20 protein-coding genes, 1 tRNA gene and 1 pseudogene are annotated in these 19,391 nt (G+C 52.4%); all 22 read left to right on the forward strand.

What is annotated here, in order from left to right:
- The first annotated feature begins 65 nt into the window (after window positions 1-65).
- Window positions 66-338, forward strand: a complete 273-nt coding sequence (gene veg / locus ACFQI7_RS33850; RefSeq protein WP_218102534.1) for a biofilm formation stimulator Veg — start codon at window positions 66-68, stop codon at window positions 336-338.
- A gap of 309 nt (window positions 339-647) precedes the next feature.
- Window positions 648-836: pseudogene (locus ACFQI7_RS33855) on the forward strand (small, acid-soluble spore protein, alpha/beta type); the annotation flags it as partial.
- A 339-nt stretch (window positions 837-1,175) separates the two neighbouring features.
- Window positions 1,176-2,030, forward strand: coding sequence for a 4-(cytidine 5'-diphospho)-2-C-methyl-D-erythritol kinase (gene ispE / locus ACFQI7_RS33860; protein WP_218102535.1), 855 nt, complete (start codon window positions 1,176-1,178; stop codon window positions 2,028-2,030).
- A 134-nt stretch (window positions 2,031-2,164) separates the two neighbouring features.
- Window positions 2,165-2,998 carry a pur operon repressor gene (gene purR, locus ACFQI7_RS33865; RefSeq protein WP_218102536.1) on the forward strand — a complete coding sequence of 278 codons (834 nt, stop codon included), beginning with the start codon at window positions 2,165-2,167 and terminating at the stop codon, window positions 2,996-2,998.
- A 12-nt stretch (window positions 2,999-3,010) separates the two neighbouring features.
- Window positions 3,011-3,397: a RidA family protein gene (locus ACFQI7_RS33870; protein ID WP_218102537.1), complete on the forward strand. Its 387-nt coding sequence runs from the start codon at window positions 3,011-3,013 to the stop codon at window positions 3,395-3,397.
- 123 nt (window positions 3,398-3,520) lie between these two features.
- A complete protein-coding gene (spoVG, locus tag ACFQI7_RS33875) occupies window positions 3,521-3,805 on the forward strand; it encodes a septation regulator SpoVG (protein ID WP_010501706.1) in 285 nt (94 codons plus the stop codon).
- 209 nt (window positions 3,806-4,014) lie between these two features.
- On the forward strand, window positions 4,015-5,421 hold the full coding sequence (gene glmU / locus ACFQI7_RS33880) for a bifunctional UDP-N-acetylglucosamine diphosphorylase/glucosamine-1-phosphate N-acetyltransferase GlmU (protein ID WP_329958288.1): 1,407 nt from the start codon (window positions 4,015-4,017) through the stop codon (window positions 5,419-5,421).
- A 97-nt stretch (window positions 5,422-5,518) separates the two neighbouring features.
- On the forward strand, window positions 5,519-6,154 hold the full coding sequence (locus ACFQI7_RS33885) for a 50S ribosomal protein L25/general stress protein Ctc (protein WP_218102538.1): 636 nt from the start codon (window positions 5,519-5,521) through the stop codon (window positions 6,152-6,154).
- Window positions 6,155-6,386: 232 nt separating this feature from the next.
- Window positions 6,387-6,947, forward strand: coding sequence for an aminoacyl-tRNA hydrolase (pth, locus tag ACFQI7_RS33890; RefSeq protein WP_218102539.1), 561 nt, complete (start codon window positions 6,387-6,389; stop codon window positions 6,945-6,947).
- 99 nt (window positions 6,948-7,046) lie between these two features.
- Window positions 7,047-7,277, forward strand: a complete 231-nt coding sequence (locus ACFQI7_RS33895; RefSeq protein ID WP_218102540.1) for an anti-sigma-F factor Fin family protein — start codon at window positions 7,047-7,049, stop codon at window positions 7,275-7,277.
- Window positions 7,278-7,594: 317 nt separating this feature from the next.
- On the forward strand, window positions 7,595-11,119 hold the full coding sequence (gene mfd / locus ACFQI7_RS33900; protein ID WP_218102542.1) for a transcription-repair coupling factor: 3,525 nt from the start codon (window positions 7,595-7,597) through the stop codon (window positions 11,117-11,119).
- Window positions 11,106-12,167, forward strand: a complete 1,062-nt coding sequence (locus tag ACFQI7_RS33905; RefSeq protein WP_218102544.1) for a peptidylprolyl isomerase — start codon at window positions 11,106-11,108, stop codon at window positions 12,165-12,167. Before mfd ends, ACFQI7_RS33905 begins: the two co-directional genes overlap by 14 nt.
- 238 nt (window positions 12,168-12,405) lie before the next feature.
- The gene (spoVT, locus tag ACFQI7_RS33910; protein WP_218102549.1) at window positions 12,406-12,948 is read left to right on the forward strand and encodes a stage V sporulation protein T; all 543 of its coding nucleotides are present in this window, start codon (window positions 12,406-12,408) and stop codon (window positions 12,946-12,948) included.
- Between the two features lie 173 nt (window positions 12,949-13,121).
- Window positions 13,122-14,810: a putative polysaccharide biosynthesis protein gene (locus ACFQI7_RS33915; protein ID WP_218102551.1), complete on the forward strand. Its 1,689-nt coding sequence runs from the start codon at window positions 13,122-13,124 to the stop codon at window positions 14,808-14,810.
- A 37-nt stretch (window positions 14,811-14,847) separates the two neighbouring features.
- On the forward strand, window positions 14,848-16,362 hold the full coding sequence (locus ACFQI7_RS33920; RefSeq protein ID WP_218102557.1) for a bifunctional methyltransferase/pyrophosphohydrolase YabN: 1,515 nt from the start codon (window positions 14,848-14,850) through the stop codon (window positions 16,360-16,362).
- 67 nt (window positions 16,363-16,429) lie between these two features.
- The gene (locus tag ACFQI7_RS33925) at window positions 16,430-16,702 is read left to right on the forward strand and encodes an HU family DNA-binding protein (RefSeq protein ID WP_218102559.1); all 273 of its coding nucleotides are present in this window, start codon (window positions 16,430-16,432) and stop codon (window positions 16,700-16,702) included.
- A complete protein-coding gene (locus ACFQI7_RS33930) occupies window positions 16,702-16,977 on the forward strand; it encodes an RNA-binding S4 domain-containing protein (protein WP_218102560.1) in 276 nt (91 codons plus the stop codon). The genes ACFQI7_RS33925 and ACFQI7_RS33930 overlap by 1 nt, the downstream gene beginning before the upstream one ends.
- Before the next feature lie 213 nt (window positions 16,978-17,190).
- A complete protein-coding gene (gene yabP / locus ACFQI7_RS33935; protein WP_218102563.1) occupies window positions 17,191-17,475 on the forward strand; it encodes a sporulation protein YabP in 285 nt (94 codons plus the stop codon).
- Window positions 17,472-18,047 (forward strand): spore cortex biosynthesis protein YabQ, encoded by a 576-nt coding sequence (yabQ, locus tag ACFQI7_RS33940; RefSeq protein ID WP_218102566.1) that lies wholly within the window; start codon window positions 17,472-17,474, stop codon window positions 18,045-18,047. Before yabP ends, yabQ begins: the two co-directional genes overlap by 4 nt.
- Before the next feature lie 204 nt (window positions 18,048-18,251).
- The gene (locus tag ACFQI7_RS33945) at window positions 18,252-18,578 is read left to right on the forward strand and encodes an FtsB family cell division protein (RefSeq protein ID WP_218102568.1); all 327 of its coding nucleotides are present in this window, start codon (window positions 18,252-18,254) and stop codon (window positions 18,576-18,578) included.
- A gap of 122 nt (window positions 18,579-18,700) precedes the next feature.
- Window positions 18,701-19,177: a S1 domain-containing RNA-binding protein gene (locus tag ACFQI7_RS33950; RefSeq protein WP_218102569.1), complete on the forward strand. Its 477-nt coding sequence runs from the start codon at window positions 18,701-18,703 to the stop codon at window positions 19,175-19,177.
- A gap of 131 nt (window positions 19,178-19,308) precedes the next feature.
- A tRNA-Met gene (locus ACFQI7_RS33955) sits at window positions 19,309-19,382 on the forward strand.
- The last annotated feature ends 9 nt before the right edge of the window (window positions 19,383-19,391 follow it).

Raw genomic sequence — 19,391 nt, forward strand, 5'->3', positions numbered from 1 at the left:
TCGCTTAAATTGACATACTACCTACATTGGGGTATAATCTTATAGGAAAGAGGTGGTAGTGGTCAATGGCTAAAAATACGCTATTGGAGATCAAACGTAGTTTGGAACCTCATGTCGGACAAAAGATTATGTTAAGAGCGAATGGTGGTCGCCGAAAGACAATCGAACGATCCGGTGTTTTGGAGGAAACCTACCCTTCCGTTTTTATCGTAAAGCTGGATCAAGAGCAGAACGCTTTCAAGCGCGTTTCCTACAGCTATGCGGATATACTGACGGAATCCGTTGAAGTGACGGTTCAAAGCAACGACGGTGAATTTCGCATAACCATACATCAATAAATACATGTTACATAACGGCTTGCCGACAGGCGGGCCGTTTTTGATTTTTACAGAAAGTTTAAGTTCAGTTTCAGTGAAGCGATAAAGCGAACGAAAATTTTCTGTACCAAGACAAACTACCTCTAAAGACGGTCTGGCTACTTGAAGGACTTCGATCAGGAGTTTTTCTTATTTTTACGGCAACTTTTCCTTATGCCTATTTGACGGACGATACGTCGGTAAGGTTGCATTCATGCATGAACTTTTTGCTGTGAGGAATAATACTTCATAACTTGATCAATTGAGCAAGTGAGGGAGGATGAGTAAATAATGGGACGCAGAAGCCGCAGAGGCATCATGTCGGAAGAATTCAAATATGAGCTGGCCAAAGATCTCGGCTTTTATGAGACGGTACAGCGTGAAGGCTGGGCGGGAATCCGGACGAAGGATGCCGGGAATATGGTGAAACGGGCCATTCAAATCGCGGAGCAGACCCTCGCGCAGCAACAACAGCAGCAAAGATCGCCGCAAAACGCCGCATCGTACGGGCAGCCGGCTTATGCACAGCCGCTTCCGAGTTCTATGGCGGCTCGGCCGCAATACGCAGCTGCTCCCGCATATATCCCTGTAACGGCCCAGCCTTACATGCAGCCGTCCGGCGCCGGGATGCAGCAGCCGTACGGCTCGCAATATCAAACTCCGCAATGACGGTTTGCAGCAGGGAAGAGCCATAAAAGAAAGCTAAAGCGCGCAAGAGACGGCTTTAGCTTTTTTTTGTTATCATTTTGGTATAGTATTAGATATAAATGGCACGAGCCCCCAAATTCGGGCTTTAGACAGGTTAAAGAAGGTGTCGTAATGAAAGTATTCGAGAAAGCGCCGGCTAAAATCAATTTATCGCTAGATGTTTTACATAAACGGCAGGATGGATATCATGAGGTTGAGATGGTCATGACGATGGTTGATCTTGCGGACCGCATCGAGATGCAGGAACTGCCCCGCGACACGATCATTATTTCAAGTCAAGCCGGATACATACCGTTGGATGAGAAAAACTTGGCTTTTCAGGCTGCGCGGCTGATTAAAGACCGGTATGACGTGCGTCAAGGCGTCTATATTCATTTGGACAAAAAAATTCCGGTAGCGGCCGGACTTGCAGGCGGCAGCAGCGACGCGGCGGCGACGTTGCGCGGACTCAATCGGCTGTGGAGGCTGAACATCGGTTCGGAGGAGCTGCAGCGGCTCGGGGCAGAGCTTGGCTCAGACGTTCCCTTTTGCGTGACGGGAGGAACGGCTATCGCCCGAGGGCGCGGCGAAAAGCTGGAGCCGATCGAATCGCCGCCACAGTGCTGGGTTGTATTGGCCAAGCCCCCGATCAACGTGTCGACTCATGAAATATACGGAAAGCTGGATGCGAAGGCGATCCGTAAGCACCCGTCGACGTCCGGAATGCTGAGGGCGATTCGGGAGAAACGATTCGATATGGTGTGCTCAGAGCTCGGAAATGTACTGGAGGAGGTCACCTTTGACCTGTATCCGGAGGTGCGGCAGCTGAGAGAGGTCATGCAGCGTCTCGGGGCGGACGGCGTGCTGATGTCGGGAAGCGGGCCTACCGTATTCGGTCTGGTCTCGAAAGAATCAAAGGTCGCGCGCATCTATAATGGACTTAGAGGATTTTGCAAAGAAGTGTACGCAGTGAGGCTGCTGACTTAGTCAGCCGCCTTGTGTTATGTTTGTGTAAGGAAAATTTTCATGAACTAACTTGAATAAATACGTATAAAAATGGTATATTTGCTTATAATATTCGGATTTTAACTACATTATTTATTGTTCTGGGGGGACACGTGATGAAAAAACTTAAAAGAAGCGCAAGATTGGTCGAGATGACGCAATACTTGCTTTTTCGCCCCCATACGCTTATTCCTTTGACGACGTTCGCGGATCGTTATCATTCTGCCAAATCTTCGATCAGTGAAGACTTGGCTATCATAAAAGAAGTGTTTGAAGAGGAAGGCCTTGGGGAGTTGACGACGCTGGCCGGAGCGGCAGGAGGCGTCAAATTCATTCCGAAAGTATCGAAAGCGAATTCACTGCGGATCGTCGAACAACTGTGCCGACAACTGGAGCAGCCGGAGCGGGTTTTGCCGGGCGGATATTTGTATATGTCCGATATTATGGGCCAGCCGATGATTTTGAACGAGGTGGGCAAAATGTTCGCCTCCGTTTTTGCCGCAAGCGATATCGATGTCGTTATGACGGTAGAAACGAAGGGGATCCCGTTAGCTTACGCAACGGCCACCTACTTGAACTTGCCGGTCGTCATTGTGCGCCGGGACAACAAGGTAACGGAAGGCTCGGCGGTCAGCATCAACTATGTATCCGGTTCGAATAAACGGATTCAGACGATGTCGTTGTCGCGTCGTGCGCTCAAGGAAGAATCGAAGGTGCTCATTATCGACGACTTCATGCGCGTCGGTGGCACGATCCACGGCATGATGGATTTGCTGCAGGAATTTAAAGCGACGGTCAAGGGGGTCGGCGTATTCGTCGAGTCGGGCGAAGTGGAGGAACATTTGATCGACGAATACGTATCGCTCGCCAAGCTATCCGCCGTAGACCCGAAGACCAAACAAATTACCGTGGAACCGGGCAATTATTTTAAACATAACGAATTCATATAGGAGTGATAAACGATGACATTGAAAAAAGTGTCGACGACAGAGGCACCGGCAGCGATCGGACCGTATTCACAAGCCGTGCAATTCGGCAATTTGCTGTTCACTTCCGGGCAAATCCCGCTTGGTCTGGACGGCCAAGTCGTGGCCGGCGGCGTGGAGGAACAAACGCATCAAGTATTCCGTAATTTACAGGCGGTGCTGGCAGGCGCAGGAACCGATTTCCAGCAAGTGATTAAAGCAACCGTTTTCATCAAAGACATGAATCAGTTTGGAACCATCAATGAAATTTACGCTTCGTACTTCGGCGATCACAAACCGGCACGTTCGACCGTCGAAGTCGCCCGTCTGCCGAAGGATGTTCTTGTCGAAATCGAGCTGATTGCGGCGGTTAATGTCGAATAATTTCTAATTTATAAATTATTTATAAAATTCAATAAAAAACTTCTTTTGCAAGAAGGAATCAGGCGCAAAATGTGGAATTTATAGCACAAGTCCTTTGAAATGGAAAAAGGTGGTGAAACTTAAGTGCAAATTACAGATGTCAGGCTTCGCCGGGTTAACTCCGAAGGCAGAATGAAAGCCATTGCTTCCATTACCATCGATAACGAATTCGTGGTTCATGATATTCGTGTGATTGACGGTAACAACGGAATGTTCGTGGCTATGCCTAGCAAACGGACTCCGGATGGTGAGTTTCGGGATATCGCTCACCCGATCTCGTCTTCTACTCGTGAGAAGATTCAAGCCGCTGTGCTAGCAGAGTACGAGCGTGCCGCAACGGAAGAAGAAGTCATTGAAGAAGGCGCGTAACGTTTGATTTGCAAGAGGGCCCCGACCGGGCTCTCTTTTCTTTTTTTGGGAAGTAAGCTATATTGGAAATAGGTTCGCCTGCGCCTAATCGCCCGTTTGGGGTGATTTGGCTTTATTTTTTGAATTGCGGCTGCTCGACCTGGAATGGCCTTTGTAGAGGGTTTTCTTATTGTGGACTCATTTATTTTTTAAAAGGAGTTGGAACGCGCTTGAACATCATGGGAATCGTCTTGGCTGCGGGTCAAGGCAAGCGGATGAAATCGAAACTGTACAAGGTGCTGCATAAAGTATGCGGGAAACCGATGGTCGGACACGTCGTTACGACGCTTGAAAATATAAACGTTACCCGTTCCGTCGTTATCGTTGGACACGGCGCGGATGCGGTGCAATCGTATTTGGGTGACCGGGTGGAATATGCGCTGCAAGAACAACAGCTAGGCACAGGGCACGCCGTTCTGCAGGCGAAAGCGCTTCTCGGTTCGGAAGAAGGGCTGACGATCGTCATATGCGGGGATACGCCGCTTGTCTCGGAGGAGACGCTGCAGGGACTAATTCAACTGCATCAGCAGAAAGGCGCGGCCGGAACGATTTTGACGGCGGATATCGATAACCCTCGCGGGTACGGCCGAATCATTCGCGATACGAACGGTACCGTGAAGCGGATCGTCGAAGAGAAAGATTGCAACGACACGGAGCGACTCGTTCGCGAAATCAATACCGGAACGTACTGTTTTGACAACAAAAAATTGTTCGAGGCGCTATCGCAGGTGAAAAACGATAACGCGCAGAACGAATATTATATTACGGATGTCATCGGCATTTTGACAAGCCAAAATGAAATAGTCGAAGGCTACGTGATGCAGGATGCGGCCGAGTCGATCGGCGTCAATGACCGCCTTGCGCTATCGGAAGCGGAGCGGCTGATGCGGGAGCGGATTAACCGCAAACATATGCTGGACGGTGTGACCATTATCGACCCGGCGGCGACATATATCGAGGCGGATGTGAAAATAGGGGCGGACACGGTCATTTTGCCTGGAACGCTCATTAAAGGACGTACTACGATCGGGGAAGACTGCGTCATTGGTCCGCAAACCGATATAACCGACAGCACGATTGCAAGCGGTGTAACCGTGAAACAGTCCGTAGTGCAGGAAGCTTCCGTCGGAAACGGCACATCCATCGGTCCGTTTGCCTATCTTCGTCCGGGTGCGGATCTTGGGGAAAATGTCAAGATCGGCGACTTTGTCGAAATCAAAAATGCAAAGCTCGGCGATGAAGCGAAGGTGTCCCACCTCAGTTACATCGGCGATGCGGTGATCGGACGCAATGTCAATTTCGGCTGCGGTGCGATTACCGTCAATTACGACGGCTTTAACAAACAGCTGACCGAGGTCGAGGACGACGCCTTTGTCGGGAGCAACGTCAATCTGATTGCCCCGGTGAAAATCGGCAAGGGTGCCTATGTGGTCGCCGGATCGACCATAACGAGCAACGTGGATGCGAATGATATGGCCATTGCCCGTGAACGCCAAGTGAACAAGGCGGGTTATGCAGAAAAGCTGCGGAACAAATTTGCCGCGAAAAAGCGGGCTTCGAAGCAAAACCGGGAGTAACAGCGGACGGTTGGCCTTAAAAATTTCAAAAACATGTTTTGAACCTCCTTCAATTGGGTAAAGTAGTAGAAGCTTGGATTGAAGGAGGTTTTTTACTATGTCCACAACAATGAAAGCAGAAGCGCGTACAGGCTCAACCAAAGGAGATCGTAAGCAGCTTCGCGCCCAGGGCAAAATCCCGGGTGTCGTGTATGGTAAAAAAGTACCGCAAACCGCTATTAGCATCGATCAGAAAGAGCTGCTTGCCGTGCTGAAGTCGAATCCGCACGCGATTATCGATATGGATGTGCCGCAAATCGGCAAACAACCGGTCATGATTAATGAAGTACAGCGCGATCCGCTCAGCCGCCAGCTGCTGCACGTCGATTTTCATCAAATCAACATGGACGAGCCGGTCAATACAACGGTCCGTCTCGAATTCGTCGGAGACCCGGCAGGCGTGCAAGCCGGCGGAATCCTGCAGCTTCAGCGCCACGAAGTGGATATCCGCTGCTTGCCGAATCAAATCCCTTCCGCGATTCAAGTCGATGTAAGCGGGCTTGAAATCGGCGATAACATGCTGGTTTCACAGCTGGCGCTCGCGGACAACATTGAAGTGAAATCCGATCCGAACGACGTTCTTGCGACCATTTTGCTGCCGCAGAAAGAAGCGGAGCCGGAGGCGACGGAGGAAGAACCGGCTGCGAAGACGGACAAGACCGAAGCGGCTGAGCCTGCGGAAGAAACGGTGTAACTGCTGTGAGAGAGCGCCTGAAGGAAGGGCGCTCTTTTTCATATGTGAAGGTCGGCCGAAGCTGGTCCGGTAAAGCAGGAGGTAAATGCCCGGTCTCGCAATCATGATGGTTTATGTCGCATCGCAAACGACTTTTGTCGGATTGGCGCACGAAACCTTTTTGCGATATGATGTTATAAACGGTTCTAATTTGGCTGTGGTCAGCATGGATTGTGAAAGGGGCAAGATGGGGTTGAAATGGTTTGTTGGTCTCGGCAATCCGGGACGGCAATATGAAACGACGCGTCATAATATCGGCTTCATGGCGATTGACCGGTTTGCTGAGCAGCACGGGATCAAAATCGCGCAAAGTAAATGCAAAGGGCTGCTCGGCGAAGGACATGTGGCCGGGCAAAAAGTATATTTGCTGAAGCCGCAAACGTATATGAACTTATCCGGGGAATCCATACGTGCATTTATGGATTTCTACAAAGCTTCAATAGAGGATTTGGTCGTCATTTACGACGATTTGGATACGCCGTTCGGCAATATTCGGCTTCGCTATCAGGGAAGCGCAGGAGGACATAACGGGATCAAGTCGACGATCCAGCATCTCGGCACGCAGTCGTTTAACCGGATTCGTATGGGGATCTCCCGTCCGGCACCGGGAAGAGAAGTGGTAGACTATGTTCTCGGTTCATTCACGAAGGAGGAGGCGCAAACGATGCCGAGCGTCCTAGATAAGACGGCCGAAGCGATGGAACATTTGCTGACGAATTCTTTCGAGAAAACGATGGGCAAATACAATGCATAGCGGTACATAGACAGAGGCTAAGATTCTCCCGATCTGGACATAATGTTTAAAAATGTGTTTTGCCGGAGTCGTTCGGTAAAGACGGGAGGAGTTCTACCTATGGCTATTAAATATACTTGTCGTCATTGTCAAACCTCGATCGGGGAAATTCATCAAAACGGGGTTAGCGAATACCAGCTGGGCTTCCATTTCTTGACCCCCGAGGAACGTAGAGATATAATATCATATGACCCAAGTGGGGACGTCACCGTGAAGGTAGTATGCGATTACTGCCGTGAAGCGCTTGAAGCCCATCCGGAGCTTTCGCTGCTGGGGAGTCCTCTGCAATAAGGGTTTTTTTCGTATTTCGGCTATCCGGATGTTTTTTACTTAGTGGACCGGCCTAAAGCGTGAACCGCTCTAGGCTTTTTTATAACATCAGAATTATTAGGTTTCAATATAGCTGAACAATTTTGATGTTTCAAGAAATGCTTCCGCTAAAACACGAATGTATCTTCCTCGAAAGGGCTTCGGTCAGAAGCTTTTCTTTACGACGTGTAAGCATTTCTTTGCTGATTGTTCATTGTCTTGGTTAAACGTCTGCCGCCACCCGGGCGGCATTAGACGTTTATCCTTGTGTTTACGTGGCTCGAGAGGAGTGTCCAGCTTTGCAGGCTTTAATCCAGACGTTTTCTACGGATTCGGATTTTCAAAGCATTGTAACCGGCATTCGTTCCGGAATGAGGGAACAGCTCATCGCCGGATTGACCGGTTCATCACGACAAGTTATGCTGGCTGCCCTCTATGAGGAGCTGAAGCAGCCGCTCTTTATTGTAACGCACAACATGTTTTCCGCCCAAAAAATGTTCGAGGATCTGGCCGAGCTCGTGCCTTCGGGCCAAGTGGTACTGTTCCCCGCGCAGGAGCTGCTCGCGGCGGAGGCGGCGATCGCAAGCCCGGAAATGCTGGCGCAGCGCATCGATGCTTTATCGAAGCTTAACGCAGGATTCCGCGGCATTGTTGTCGTTCCTTACGCGGGCATGCGTCGCATACTGCCGAGCCAGGAATCGATCGCGGCCGCGCAGTTCTCGATTAAAGTCGGGCAAACCATCGCGATGGATGATTTGGTCACACGGATGGTCGAGCTGGGTTACGAACGCGTGGAGCGGGTCGAGAACAAGGGAGAGCTTAGCGTTCGCGGCGGCATCATCGACTTTTTTCCGTTAGCATCTCCGCACCCTTACCGTGTGGAATTGTTCGATGTGGAAATCGACTCCATCCGCTCGTTCGACGCGAGCGATCAGCGCTCCATCGATAAGATTGAGGAACTGCGGGTCACGCCGTGCCGTGAGATCGTAACGGACCGAAACCGTTTACAATCGGCCGCGCAGCACGCTTTTGAGCTGCTGCAGGAGCAGATTGGCAAAATGACCGACCGCCAGGCGAAAGACAGGCTGCTCGAAGGTATCGGCCACGAAATTGAAATGCTTCGGGAAGGCCAATTTTTTCCCGGCTTATTCAAATATGTATCGCTGCTGTTTCCCGAGAAGCAAACGCTGCTTGATTATTTGCCGAAGGATACGATTTTACTGGTCGACGAACCTTCCCGGCTGCTCGAAACAGCAAAGCAGCTCGAGAAGGACGAAGCGGAATGGATAACCATGTCGCTGCAGGAGGGCAAAAGCCTTCCTTCGTTTGTGCTGTCTAAACCTTATGAAACGCTGCTGCACCGCAGACCGTATCCTACGTTGTACATGTCGCTGTTTTTGCGCCAGGTTCCGCAGACGACGCCGCAAAATATCGTCAACTTCATGTGCCGCGTCATGCAAACCTTTCACGGTCAGATGAACTTGCTCAAGAGCGAAATGGAACGCTGGAAAAAAGCGGGCGCCAAAGTCATCATGCTGGCGAGCGGTGCGGATCGGGTGGAGCGGATGAAGCGGGTACTCGCCGATTACCATATCGAGGAGCCGCAAATCCTCGATGGCAATCTGCAAACCGGCTTCGAACTGCCGGGCATTCATCTGGTGGTAATTACGGAAGGCGAGATGTTTACCCGCAAGCAGCGCAAAGCGCGCAAAGTGGACACGAAGATCGACAACGCCGAGCGTATTAAGAGCTATCAGGAGCTCAAGGTCGGTGACTATGTCGTGCACGTAAATCACGGCATCGGGAAATTTGTCGGCATCGGAACGCTCGAAGTAGGCGGCATTCATAAAGATTATCTTCACATTATGTACGCCGGCGGCGATAAGCTGTCGGTGCCGATCGAGCAAATCGACCATATTCAGAAATACGTCGGGGCCGAAGAAGGCAAGGAGCCGAAAATTTATAAGCTCGGCGGCACCGATTGGAACCGAGTCAAAAGCAAGGCGCGCGCATCCGTACAGGATATTGCGGACGACCTAATCAAGCTGTATGCGGAACGGCAGGCGACCAAAGGCTACGCGTTCAATCCGGACAGCGCGTATCAGCAGGAATTCGAAGGCATGTTCCCTTACGACGAAACAACGGATCAATTGCGCGCCATCACCGAAATCAAGAAAGACATGGAGAAGCCGCGGCCAATGGACCGGCTGCTTTGCGGCGACGTAGGCTACGGCAAAACGGAAGTGGCCATTCGTGCGGCATTCAAAGCGGCGATCGACGGCAAACAAGTGGCGGTTCTCGTGCCGACAACGATTTTGGCGCAGCAGCATTACGAAACGTTCCGCGAGCGGTTTTCCGGGTTTCCGTTCAACATTCAGGTGCTCAGCCGGTTCCGTTCCAAAAAGGAACAAACCGAGACCATGAAAGGCGTCAAGAACGGTACCGTTGACGTCGTCATAGGGACACATCGCCTTTTGTCCAAAGATGTGGTCTTTAAGGAGCTTGGACTGCTGATTGTGGACGAGGAGCAGCGCTTCGGCGTATCGCATAAAGAGAAGCTGAAACGGCTAAAAACGAACGTGGACGTGCTGACGTTGACGGCTACGCCGATTCCTCGCACGCTGCACATGTCCATGCTCGGCGTACGCGATTTGTCCGTTATCGAAACACCGCCGGAAAACCGCTTTCCGGTTCAAACCTACGTGGTCGAGCATAACGCGTCGCTCGTTCGCGAAGCGATCGAGCGGGAGCTTGCGCGGGAAGGGCAAGTATACTACTTGTTCAACCGCGTGCAAGGGATTACGCAAATGGCGGAGCAAATTTCCATGCTCGTACCGGACGCCCGCGTAACGGTTGCGCACGGGCAAATGTCCGAGCAGGAGCTGGAAAAGGCGATTCTGGACTTTCTTGACGGGGAATACGACGTTCTGGTCAGTACGAGCATTATTGAAACCGGGGTCGATATACCGAACGTCAATACGCTGATCGTGCATGACGCCGATAAAATGGGCTTATCCCAGCTGTACCAGCTGAGAGGACGGGTCGGCCGATCGAACCGAATCGCCTACGCATATTTCACCTATCAGCGCGATAAAGTACTGACCGAAGTGGCGGAGAAGCGTCTGCAAGCCATAAAAGAGTTTACAGAGCTTGGGTCAGGGTTTAAAATTGCAATGAGAGATTTGTCCATACGCGGCGCCGGCAATTTGCTAGGTGCGGAGCAGCATGGATTCATTGCATCGGTCGGTTTTGATTTGTATTCGCAAATGCTCGCGGAAGAAATTCAGAAGCGGAAGAAGGAGATCGGCGGCGAAACCGTCCAAGAAATCAAGATTTGGTCGACGCAGCTCGATATTTCCCTCGACGCTTACATTCCCGGCGATTACATTTACGACAGCGTGCAAAAAATCGAAATCTACAAAAAAGTGGCAGGGGCCCAAACGCTCGAAGAAGTTGCGGAGCTGCATGACGAGCTGGTGGACCGCTTCGGCGATCTTCCGCAAGCCGTGCACAATTTGCTGCTCGCCGCCAAGCTTAAAGTATACGGCTCGATGTATGCGATCGAGACGATCTCGCAAAAAGGCGCCGACTACGAGCTGAAGATCCATGCAGGGCAAAACGGCAATCTGGATGGACAAAAGCTTTTTCAAGTCGCATCCGAGTTCGACAATCGCGTAAAGCTGATCAGCGGCCCTCAAATCCATATCGAACTGAAAGGCAAAGGACTCAAGCCAGAAGAATCCATCGATTTGCTCGAAAGGTTTCTGGTACAATATAAGCGTGTGCTCAAATCGAAGGGAGAGCTGCAACATGTGGCGAAATAACAGGAGATCGATACAAAAAGGGCTGACCGCTCTTTTGGCCATTATACTCGTATTTACAGTAGCGACAGGATGCGGCAAGAAGACCGAAGCTCCGAATGCGGCAGCGACGGGCAAACCGGGCGAAGTGCTTGTTACGTACAAGGACGGGGGAAATGTGACCCGCGAAGAGTTCGATAAGTTTTTGAACGTCAATATGTTTTTCTATAAGCAGTACGCCCAGTTCAAAGACGACCCTGCCTTTCAGCAAGATATGATGAAACAGCTCGTCACTTTCAAAATATTATCGGCCCGCGCGGACGATAAAGCGAAGACGGAAGCGGACAAGCAGTCGAAAGAACAGCTGGAACAGATCAAGACGTTCCTGAACGCGCAGGAAGGGGGGATGGACAAGCTGCTGAAAGATGCGAACCTCACCGCAAAGGATGTGGAGGATTTCGTTCATCGCAGCGTGCTTGCCATCGTATCCGAGGAAAGCAAAGTTACCGATAAAGACATTAAAGATGTTTACGACGGTAAGCTTGCCCAAGATAAAAACGCCTACGATTTTGCAACCGTCAGCCATATTTTGATCGGCACGACCGATCCGACGACCGGTAAAGAATCCCGAACCAAAGAAGATGCCCTAAAGCGTGCGAAAGAAGTGCAGGACAAGCTGAATAAAGGCGGAGATTTTGTCGCTCTGGCGAAGGAGTACTCGGAGGATCCGGGCTCCAAGGACAATGGCGGCAAATACGAGAACGTCAATATTTCGCAATGGGTACCGGAGTTTAAGAAAGCGGCATTGGAGCTGCCGGTCGGCAAAATCAGCGATCCGGTGGAAACGAGCTACGGTTATCACGTGATGAAAGTAGAATCGCGCAAAACGAAAACGTTCGATGAAGTGAAAGAGGAATTAAAAGCGGAAGCGGCCGAGACGAAAGTATATGATTTCGTCGATAAGGAGCTGCCGACGTTGATCGAGAAAAATAATTTGCCGCAGCCGAAAGCGCCGGAACAGGCACCGGCGGAAGCGCCGAAAGCCGATGCGCCGAAAACAGAAACCAAGTAATATTTTACCAAGGCCTCCGCAAGGGGGCCTTGGTTTGTTTTCTTTTTTTTGGACATAATGAAAACAGCGGCGGCAAGCTTGGTACATAGTGGAGAGGCGACCCGCGTAACAAAGCAGTGCATGCATAAGCTTCTGGGAATCGAAGAATACTATGGTTAGTCGAATTCCCTCCATACGTATACAAGAATCAATCCAGTCTGTATCCAATTTCTTCATGGAAAGCGAGGCATCTAGACTTATGAAAGCAACTGGAATCGTTCGCCGCATTGACGACCTTGGAAGGGTCGTAATCCCCAAAGAAATACGCCGCACCTTACGCATTCGGGAAGGAGATCCGCTGGAAATTTTCGTCGATCGAGACGGAGAGGTAATCTTAAAAAAATACTCTCCGATTGGTGAGCTCGGAGATTTCGCCAAGGAATATGCCGAATCGCTTTTTGAAAGCACGAATCATATTACGATGATTTCTGACCGCGATACACTGATCGCCGTAGCCGGCGGTTCGAAGAAAGACTACCTGGAGAAACCAATCGGTCCGATGGTCGAACAATGTATGGATAACCGCAAGGCGACGATCGAAAGCAACGCAGGGACCTACGAAATTTGCAAAGACATGCCCGAAAACTACAGCTCCTATGTTGTGGCTCCAATTGTAGCGGGCGGCGACCCGATCGGCTCCGTAATCCTGGTCAACAAAGACGAGAGCGTGAAGATGGGCCAAATGGAGCTGAAAATGGCGGAAACGGCGGCCGGCTTCCTTGCGAAGCAAATGGAGCAGTAATCCGACGTTGGCATCCGGTATTACATTGCAATTAAATCGCTTTAGTGACGGATAAGCTTCCTGTTCACTCCCTTTGCGGGATGGGCAGGGAGCTTTTTTCGCGGGCGGCGCTTTGGAAATGCACGGCAAATACGATATAATGTTGGCGGTGGCAGAGGAAAAGAGGGACCGGGATGGAGAAAGGTAACGAGCGGGACCGATCAGGTCACGGACAGGCGGACAAACCGGGCGCCGGCTCCGCGCTGCTGAAGGGGGCCGCTGTTCTCGGGCTGGCTGCCGTCATCTCGAAGCTCATCGGCACCCTGCAAAAAATACCGCTGCAAAACATGGCCGGAGATGCGGTATTCGGCATTTATAATGCGGTATATCCGCTATACATTTTAATTTTATTTTTGGCAACCGCGGGCTTTCCGCTGGTCGTATCGAAATTTGTATCGGAATTTGCGGCACAGGGGCGGCCGGAGGAAGCGCGCCGGGTCGTGCGGGTCGCATCCGCCGCTCTGACGTTTACCGGCGCGTTGTGCTGCGGGCTGCTGTATTTCGGCAGCGACCGCATCGCCGTATGGATGGGCGTCGCCCAAACCGGGCCGGCGATTCGAAGCGTATCGTTCGCGCTGCTGCTCGTGCCGCTCATGTCGGCCCTCCGCGGATATTTTCAAGGGTTTCAGCAGATGGCGCCGACCGCATGGTCGCAAGTGGTCGAACAAGCCGTACGGGTAGCGACGATGTTCACGCTGCTGCTTATATTGATGCATGCCGGGCTCGGGCCCAGCGCGATAGCAGCGGGCGCGACCTTCGGTTCCGTGACCGGTGCGGCCGCAGGACTTGGCGTGATGCTGTATTTCTGGCGGCATGCAGAGCGTGAAAAACATGCGCCTGCACCGGCGAACCGCGAGGCGCGCGAAAAGAAGTCTTTCCGTAACGACTGGGCGCTTCTGAAACGGATGGCAGTGTATGCCATCCCGCTCTGTCTCGGCACGATCGCCACCCCGGTGCTGACGCTGGTCGATTCGTTTACCGTTCCCCGGCTGCTCAAAGGAACCGGTCTTGCAGAAACGGCTGCGCTGTATCAATTCGGATTGTATAATCATGGACTTCCGTTGGTGCAGCTCGTGGCGATGATCGCCTCGTCGATGTCGGCCGCGATTGTTCCGGCTATTGCCGAGGCGCGCCAGCGCGGCGACCGGGCGGCCGTACAGATGCGCGCCGGGATGTCGCTCCGTTCTACTTGGCTCCTCGCTCTTCCGGCATCGGTCGGGCTGGCGATGCTGGCGGAGCCCGTCAACGGGATGTTGTTCAAAACCGCCGAAGGCACAACGGCGATGGCGGTCCTTTCGTTCACCGCCTTGTTCTCGGCGGTCAATATCGTCGCAAGCAGCGTACTGCAGGGCTTCGGCGCCGTTCGGGCGCCGGCGCTGTACCTGCTGCTCGCTGCAGGCGTGAAGGCGGCGGCCAACGCGGTGCTCGTGCCGCGCCTGGGGATCGACGGCGCGGCCTGGGCCGCCGTCGCCGCCTACGCGCTCGCGGGCGGGCTCGCGCTCGCGCACGCGAAGCGCGTGTGCGGCGTCACAGCCCCGGGCGGCCGTGCGCTCATGCGGCAGATCGCGGCGATCTGCTGCATGGCGTTAGGCCTGCTGGCCGTGACGCACGGCGCTGCACCGCTTGCACGGCTGGCCGTGGCGATGCCCCCGCGGGGCTTTGCCACGGTCGTCGCGCTCGGCGGCGTCGCCGCGGGCGCGCTCGTGTACGCGCTCGCGGTGCTGCGCCTCGGCGTCGTGACCGCGGCCGAGCTTGCGCTCGTCCCGCAGCTCGCGGGCAAGCCGACGGCGCTGCTTCGCAAACTACGGCTGCTCCGCTCGTAACACGGGCAGCCCCAATGATAAAGGAGAGTGGCGGGCCATGCCAACGCAACCGCAAATTACCGTCGTCGGCCTCGGGACCGGCGACGAAAATCAATTGACGCTCGGCGTCTGGAGAAAGCTGCAGGCCGCCGGCAAAGGCGACGGTTCGCTGTACTTGCGAACCAAAGAGCATCCGATGGTCTCGATGCTCGACCATCATGGGCTGCGCTACCAATCGTTCGACGCCGTATACGAAGCGAACGATGCGTTCGAGAACGTGTACGAGCAGATCGCCGCGGAACTGATGCGGCTGGCCAAGTCGGACACCGCGGAAGTATTGTACGCGGTTCCGGGGCACCCGATGGTCGCGGAGCGGACGGTTCAACTGCTGCGCGAGCGCTGCTCCGCGGAAAACATCGTACTTGCACTGATGGGGGGCGAGAGCTTCCTGGACCAGGCGTTTCTTCGTCTCAGCTTTGACCCGATCGAAGGCTTTCAGCTGCTGGACGGCACGTCGCTTGCCGCGAGCGCCCTTAATCCGCTCATGCATACGCTGATCGGCCAAGTATACGATGCGTATACCGCCTCCGACGTGAAGCTGACGCTGATGGAGCTGTATCCTGACGATTACCGCGTTGTCGTAGGGCATGCGCTGGGCGTGGCCGGAGAAGAGCGCGTAAAGGAAGTGCCGCTCTATGAGCTGGACCGCGTCGAGGGGTTCGGCAATTTGTCGCTCGTCTGGGTGCCGAAAGGAACCGGTGACGAGATTCGCAACCGGACCTTCACCCGGCTGCATGAAATCGTCGATATTCTGCGCAGCCCGGAAGGCTGTCCGTGGGATCGGGAGCAGACGCATGCGTCGCTGCGCAAAAATCTGATCGAAGAAGCTTACGAAGTACTGGAGACGATCGACGAAGACGACCCGGATCATATGTGCGAGGAGCTCGGTGACCTCATGCTGCAGATCATGCTGCATTCGCAAATCGAGGCCGAAGCGGGCACGTTTACCATATATGACGTCATTCAGGGGCTCAACGAGAAACTGATTCGCCGCCATCCGCATGTGTTCGGCACGATGAAAGCGGACGATGCGGAGGAAGCGCTCGGCAACTGGCAGCAGATCAAAGCGGAGGAGAAGCGCAGCAAAGGCATCGATCCCGACGCGCTGCCGCTGCTGTCCGGAATTCCCCGGGAGCTTCCGGGGCTGATGAAAGCGTACAAGCTGCAAAAAAAAGCGGCAAGCGTCGGATTCGATTGGAGCACGCTGGAACAAGTGATGCCCATTGTCGAATCCGAGCTGGCGGAGCTGAAAGAAGCAATTGAACAGTTTGGCAAAGCGGAGCAGCAGGAGGAACTTGGAGATTTGCTGTTTGCGGCCGTCAACTTGGCGCGTTTTCTCAAGGTGGACCCCGAAGAAGCGATGGCGGACGCCAACCGCAAATTTTTCGAGCGATTCGGTTACATCGAGTCGCAGCTGCGTTTAAAGGGCAAACATTTTGACCAAACTGATTTGCTAGAGATGGAATCTTTGTGGCAGGAAGCAAAAAAAGTTCTAAAAAACAAACGAGGCTAGCAGGAATTTCCTGATCAGCAAAGAATACATTAGCTTAGCTTTATTTAAAGAGGAGGATTATTGACTCATGAACAAAACTGACTTGATCAACAACATTGCAGAAAAAAGCGGCCTGACGAAAAAAGACGTTGAGTCCGTATTGAACAGCTTTCTTGGCGAAGTAACCGAGGCTTTGTCGTCCGGCGATAAAGTACAGCTGATCGGCTTTGGTACATTTGAAACTCGCAAACGCTCCGGCCGCACTGGCCGTAACCCGCAAACGGGCAAAGAAATCGAGATTCCGGAATCGAAAGTTCCTGCGTTCAAAGCAGGCAACAAGCTTAAAGAAGCGGTGAAGTAATGCGGCTTGACAAGTTTCTTAAGCTCTCCCGTTTGATCAAGCGGCGTACCGTCGCCAAGGACGTGTCCGAACAGGGACGCGTCTGGATCAACGGCCGGGAAGCGAAACCGAGCAGCGCGGTGAAGGTAGGCGATGAACTGACGGTTCAGTTCGGCCAGAAGCTGGTCACCGTTCGCGTGGAGCTTTTGTCGGAGTCTACCCGCAAGGAAGACGCGGCTCAAATGTACACGCTGCTGAAGGAAGAAATGAATAAGAGCGAGAACGGGTTCCTGTAAGCGGACCCGTGAGAAGAGGCCGGGCGATGCCCGGTCTTTTCATTTTGCATTCGCGGCACGACCGGAACGCAGAAACTGATTGTTCTAAACCTCGGACGACCCCCATACGTTTATAGTAGACAAGTGGCCTTGATAACTGACTCCGCTCTCTTTAGCGGAGTAACAGTTGCAAGTTTGGATGCAGGCAAACCGTCAAGGAGGGGATCGATACCTATGGTCGAACAACCGGGTAAAGTAAAGCGCCAGGAAATTCGAATGCTCAATCGCAAGCTTCTGGAAGTATCGGGCGTGATGAATGTCGAAAGCTTCGACAGCGAGGAATTTTTACTTGAAACCGAGTGCGGCTTTCTGATGATTAAAGGACAAAACCTACACATCAAAAACCTCAGCCTGGATCAAGGCTTGGTGTCCATCGAAGGCTATGTGAACGAGCTGGCGTACGTCGACACAAACTCCCAAGGCAAAGCCAAGGGATTTTTCGGCAAGCTGTTTAAGTGACGCTGCAAATTCAATTCGTGACGATGGGCATGATGTATGCGGGGGGACTAGCGCTAGGAGGACTGTTCGATGTGTACCGGGTGCTTTCAGGCCAGCTCAGAGTGCCCTTATGGTTGAAGGCGGTTCTCGACCTGCTGTACTGGTTTGTCGGCACGATCATCGTGTTTAAATTGCTCTACGAGAGCAACTGGGGCGAAGTGCGATTTTATATATTCGTAGGGCTGATCGCGGGCATTCTTTTTTATTTTTGGCTGTTTAGCCGGCCCGTCATCCGGGTAATACAGTTTATGATCCGCATGGTGCTTGCGACCATTCGCATCGGGAAGCGGATGATCGAGCTGTTTATCATCAAGCCTGTGATCATGCTGTACCGCCTGATCGTGATCATTTTAGGATTTTTATGCGCTACCGCTATATTCCTGTACAAAATTATGTTACAATTATGCTACCCTGTGTGGAAATTGCTATTATGGATGGTACGGCCGTTAGGTCGCTATATTCGTATTCCGGTTCCCGATTGGGTGAAGAAGTTGGGTCGGAGCATCGCGGCGTGGATTCGCAGGCTCTTTTAATGATTCTGCGAAATGGGAATGATTGCTATGTTTACCGAAAGGGGCTTCGAGCCGAAGCGTTTCTTGGCGGGATCCGGGCGTATCGCATAACATCAGATTCGTCTTTCCGATCTTGCAAGAAAGCTGCATCAAAAAAACGGTCTGGCTACTGGAAGAACTCTGGGTCGGAGTTTTTCTTATCGGACGTAGGAGGATAACCAGTTCATGCAGGCAGTGTCTAAAGCAAACCAGACGCAACCGATAAACAAGGGTTCGTTCCGCAGACGTCGATTGGTGTTTCTTGTGCTTGCCGGTTTTATGAGCTGGGCTGGAATTACGTTATGGAACCAAGAAGGCAAACTGGCTGAGCGCCAGGAGAAGGTAAGCGCTCTGGAGCAAAAGCAGTTGGAAGCCGAGCAAATCAACAGCAATACCCGGCGGGAAATTGATCGTTTGAATGACCCCGAGTATGTGGAGCAAAAAATTCGCAAGGACCTTCATTACGTGAGACCGGGAGAAACGCTCTTTTTTACCCCGAAACCTCAGAAGTAATAAAAAGTGAAGCGTGCGCTATAAAGTCCTGTTGACCGTATATTGTTCGTACGATATAATCGGCATAGCTCCGATTTTTCCACGTCTTTTTTTAACTATTTAAGGGAGGAACATTTTACTTTATGTCAATCGAAGTGGGCAGCAAGCTGCAAGGAAAAGTGACAGGGATTACTCACTTTGGCGCGTTCGTTGAGCTTTCCGAGGGCGTGACCGGTTTGGTTCATATCTCGGAGATTGCAGACAACTATGTCAAGGATGTAAACGATCATCTGAAGCTGAACGATACCGTCACCGTGAAAGTGATTAATGTCGACAAAGACGGCAAAATCGGGTTATCGATCAAACAAGCGGTAGATAAACCGGTGGACGCGCCCCCAACAAGGCCCGCTCGTTTTGAACGCCAGGGCGGCGGCGGAGACCGCGGCGGATTTGGCCGAGGCGACCGTGGTGGCCGTGGCGGTGGAAGACCTCCCCAACCAAACCGTCTTACGTTCGAAGACAAGATGGCACGTTTCTTGAAAGACAGCGAAGACCGCATTTCTTCCTTGAAGAAGAACACCGAAGGCAAGAGAGGCGGACGCGGCGCTCGTCGTGACTAATATATTCATCGGCAACCGTATGGCCTTGCGGCTTATACGGTTTTAATTTTGCTGCGGACTGCTTCAAAAGCGAACGGTTGGGCTGCTTGTTGACAACGGCCCGGCGACTGTTATATACTCATGCTTATCGCGGCGGCATAGCTCAGCTGGCTAGAGCGTACGGTTCATACCCGTAAGGTCGGGGGTTCGATCCCCTCTGCCGCTATAAGCACAC

The sequence above is a fragment of the Paenibacillus allorhizosphaerae genome, assembly GCF_042659105.1.
In the GTDB taxonomy this organism is placed as follows: Bacteria; Bacillota; Bacilli; order Paenibacillales; family NBRC-103111; genus Paenibacillus_G; species Paenibacillus_G allorhizosphaerae.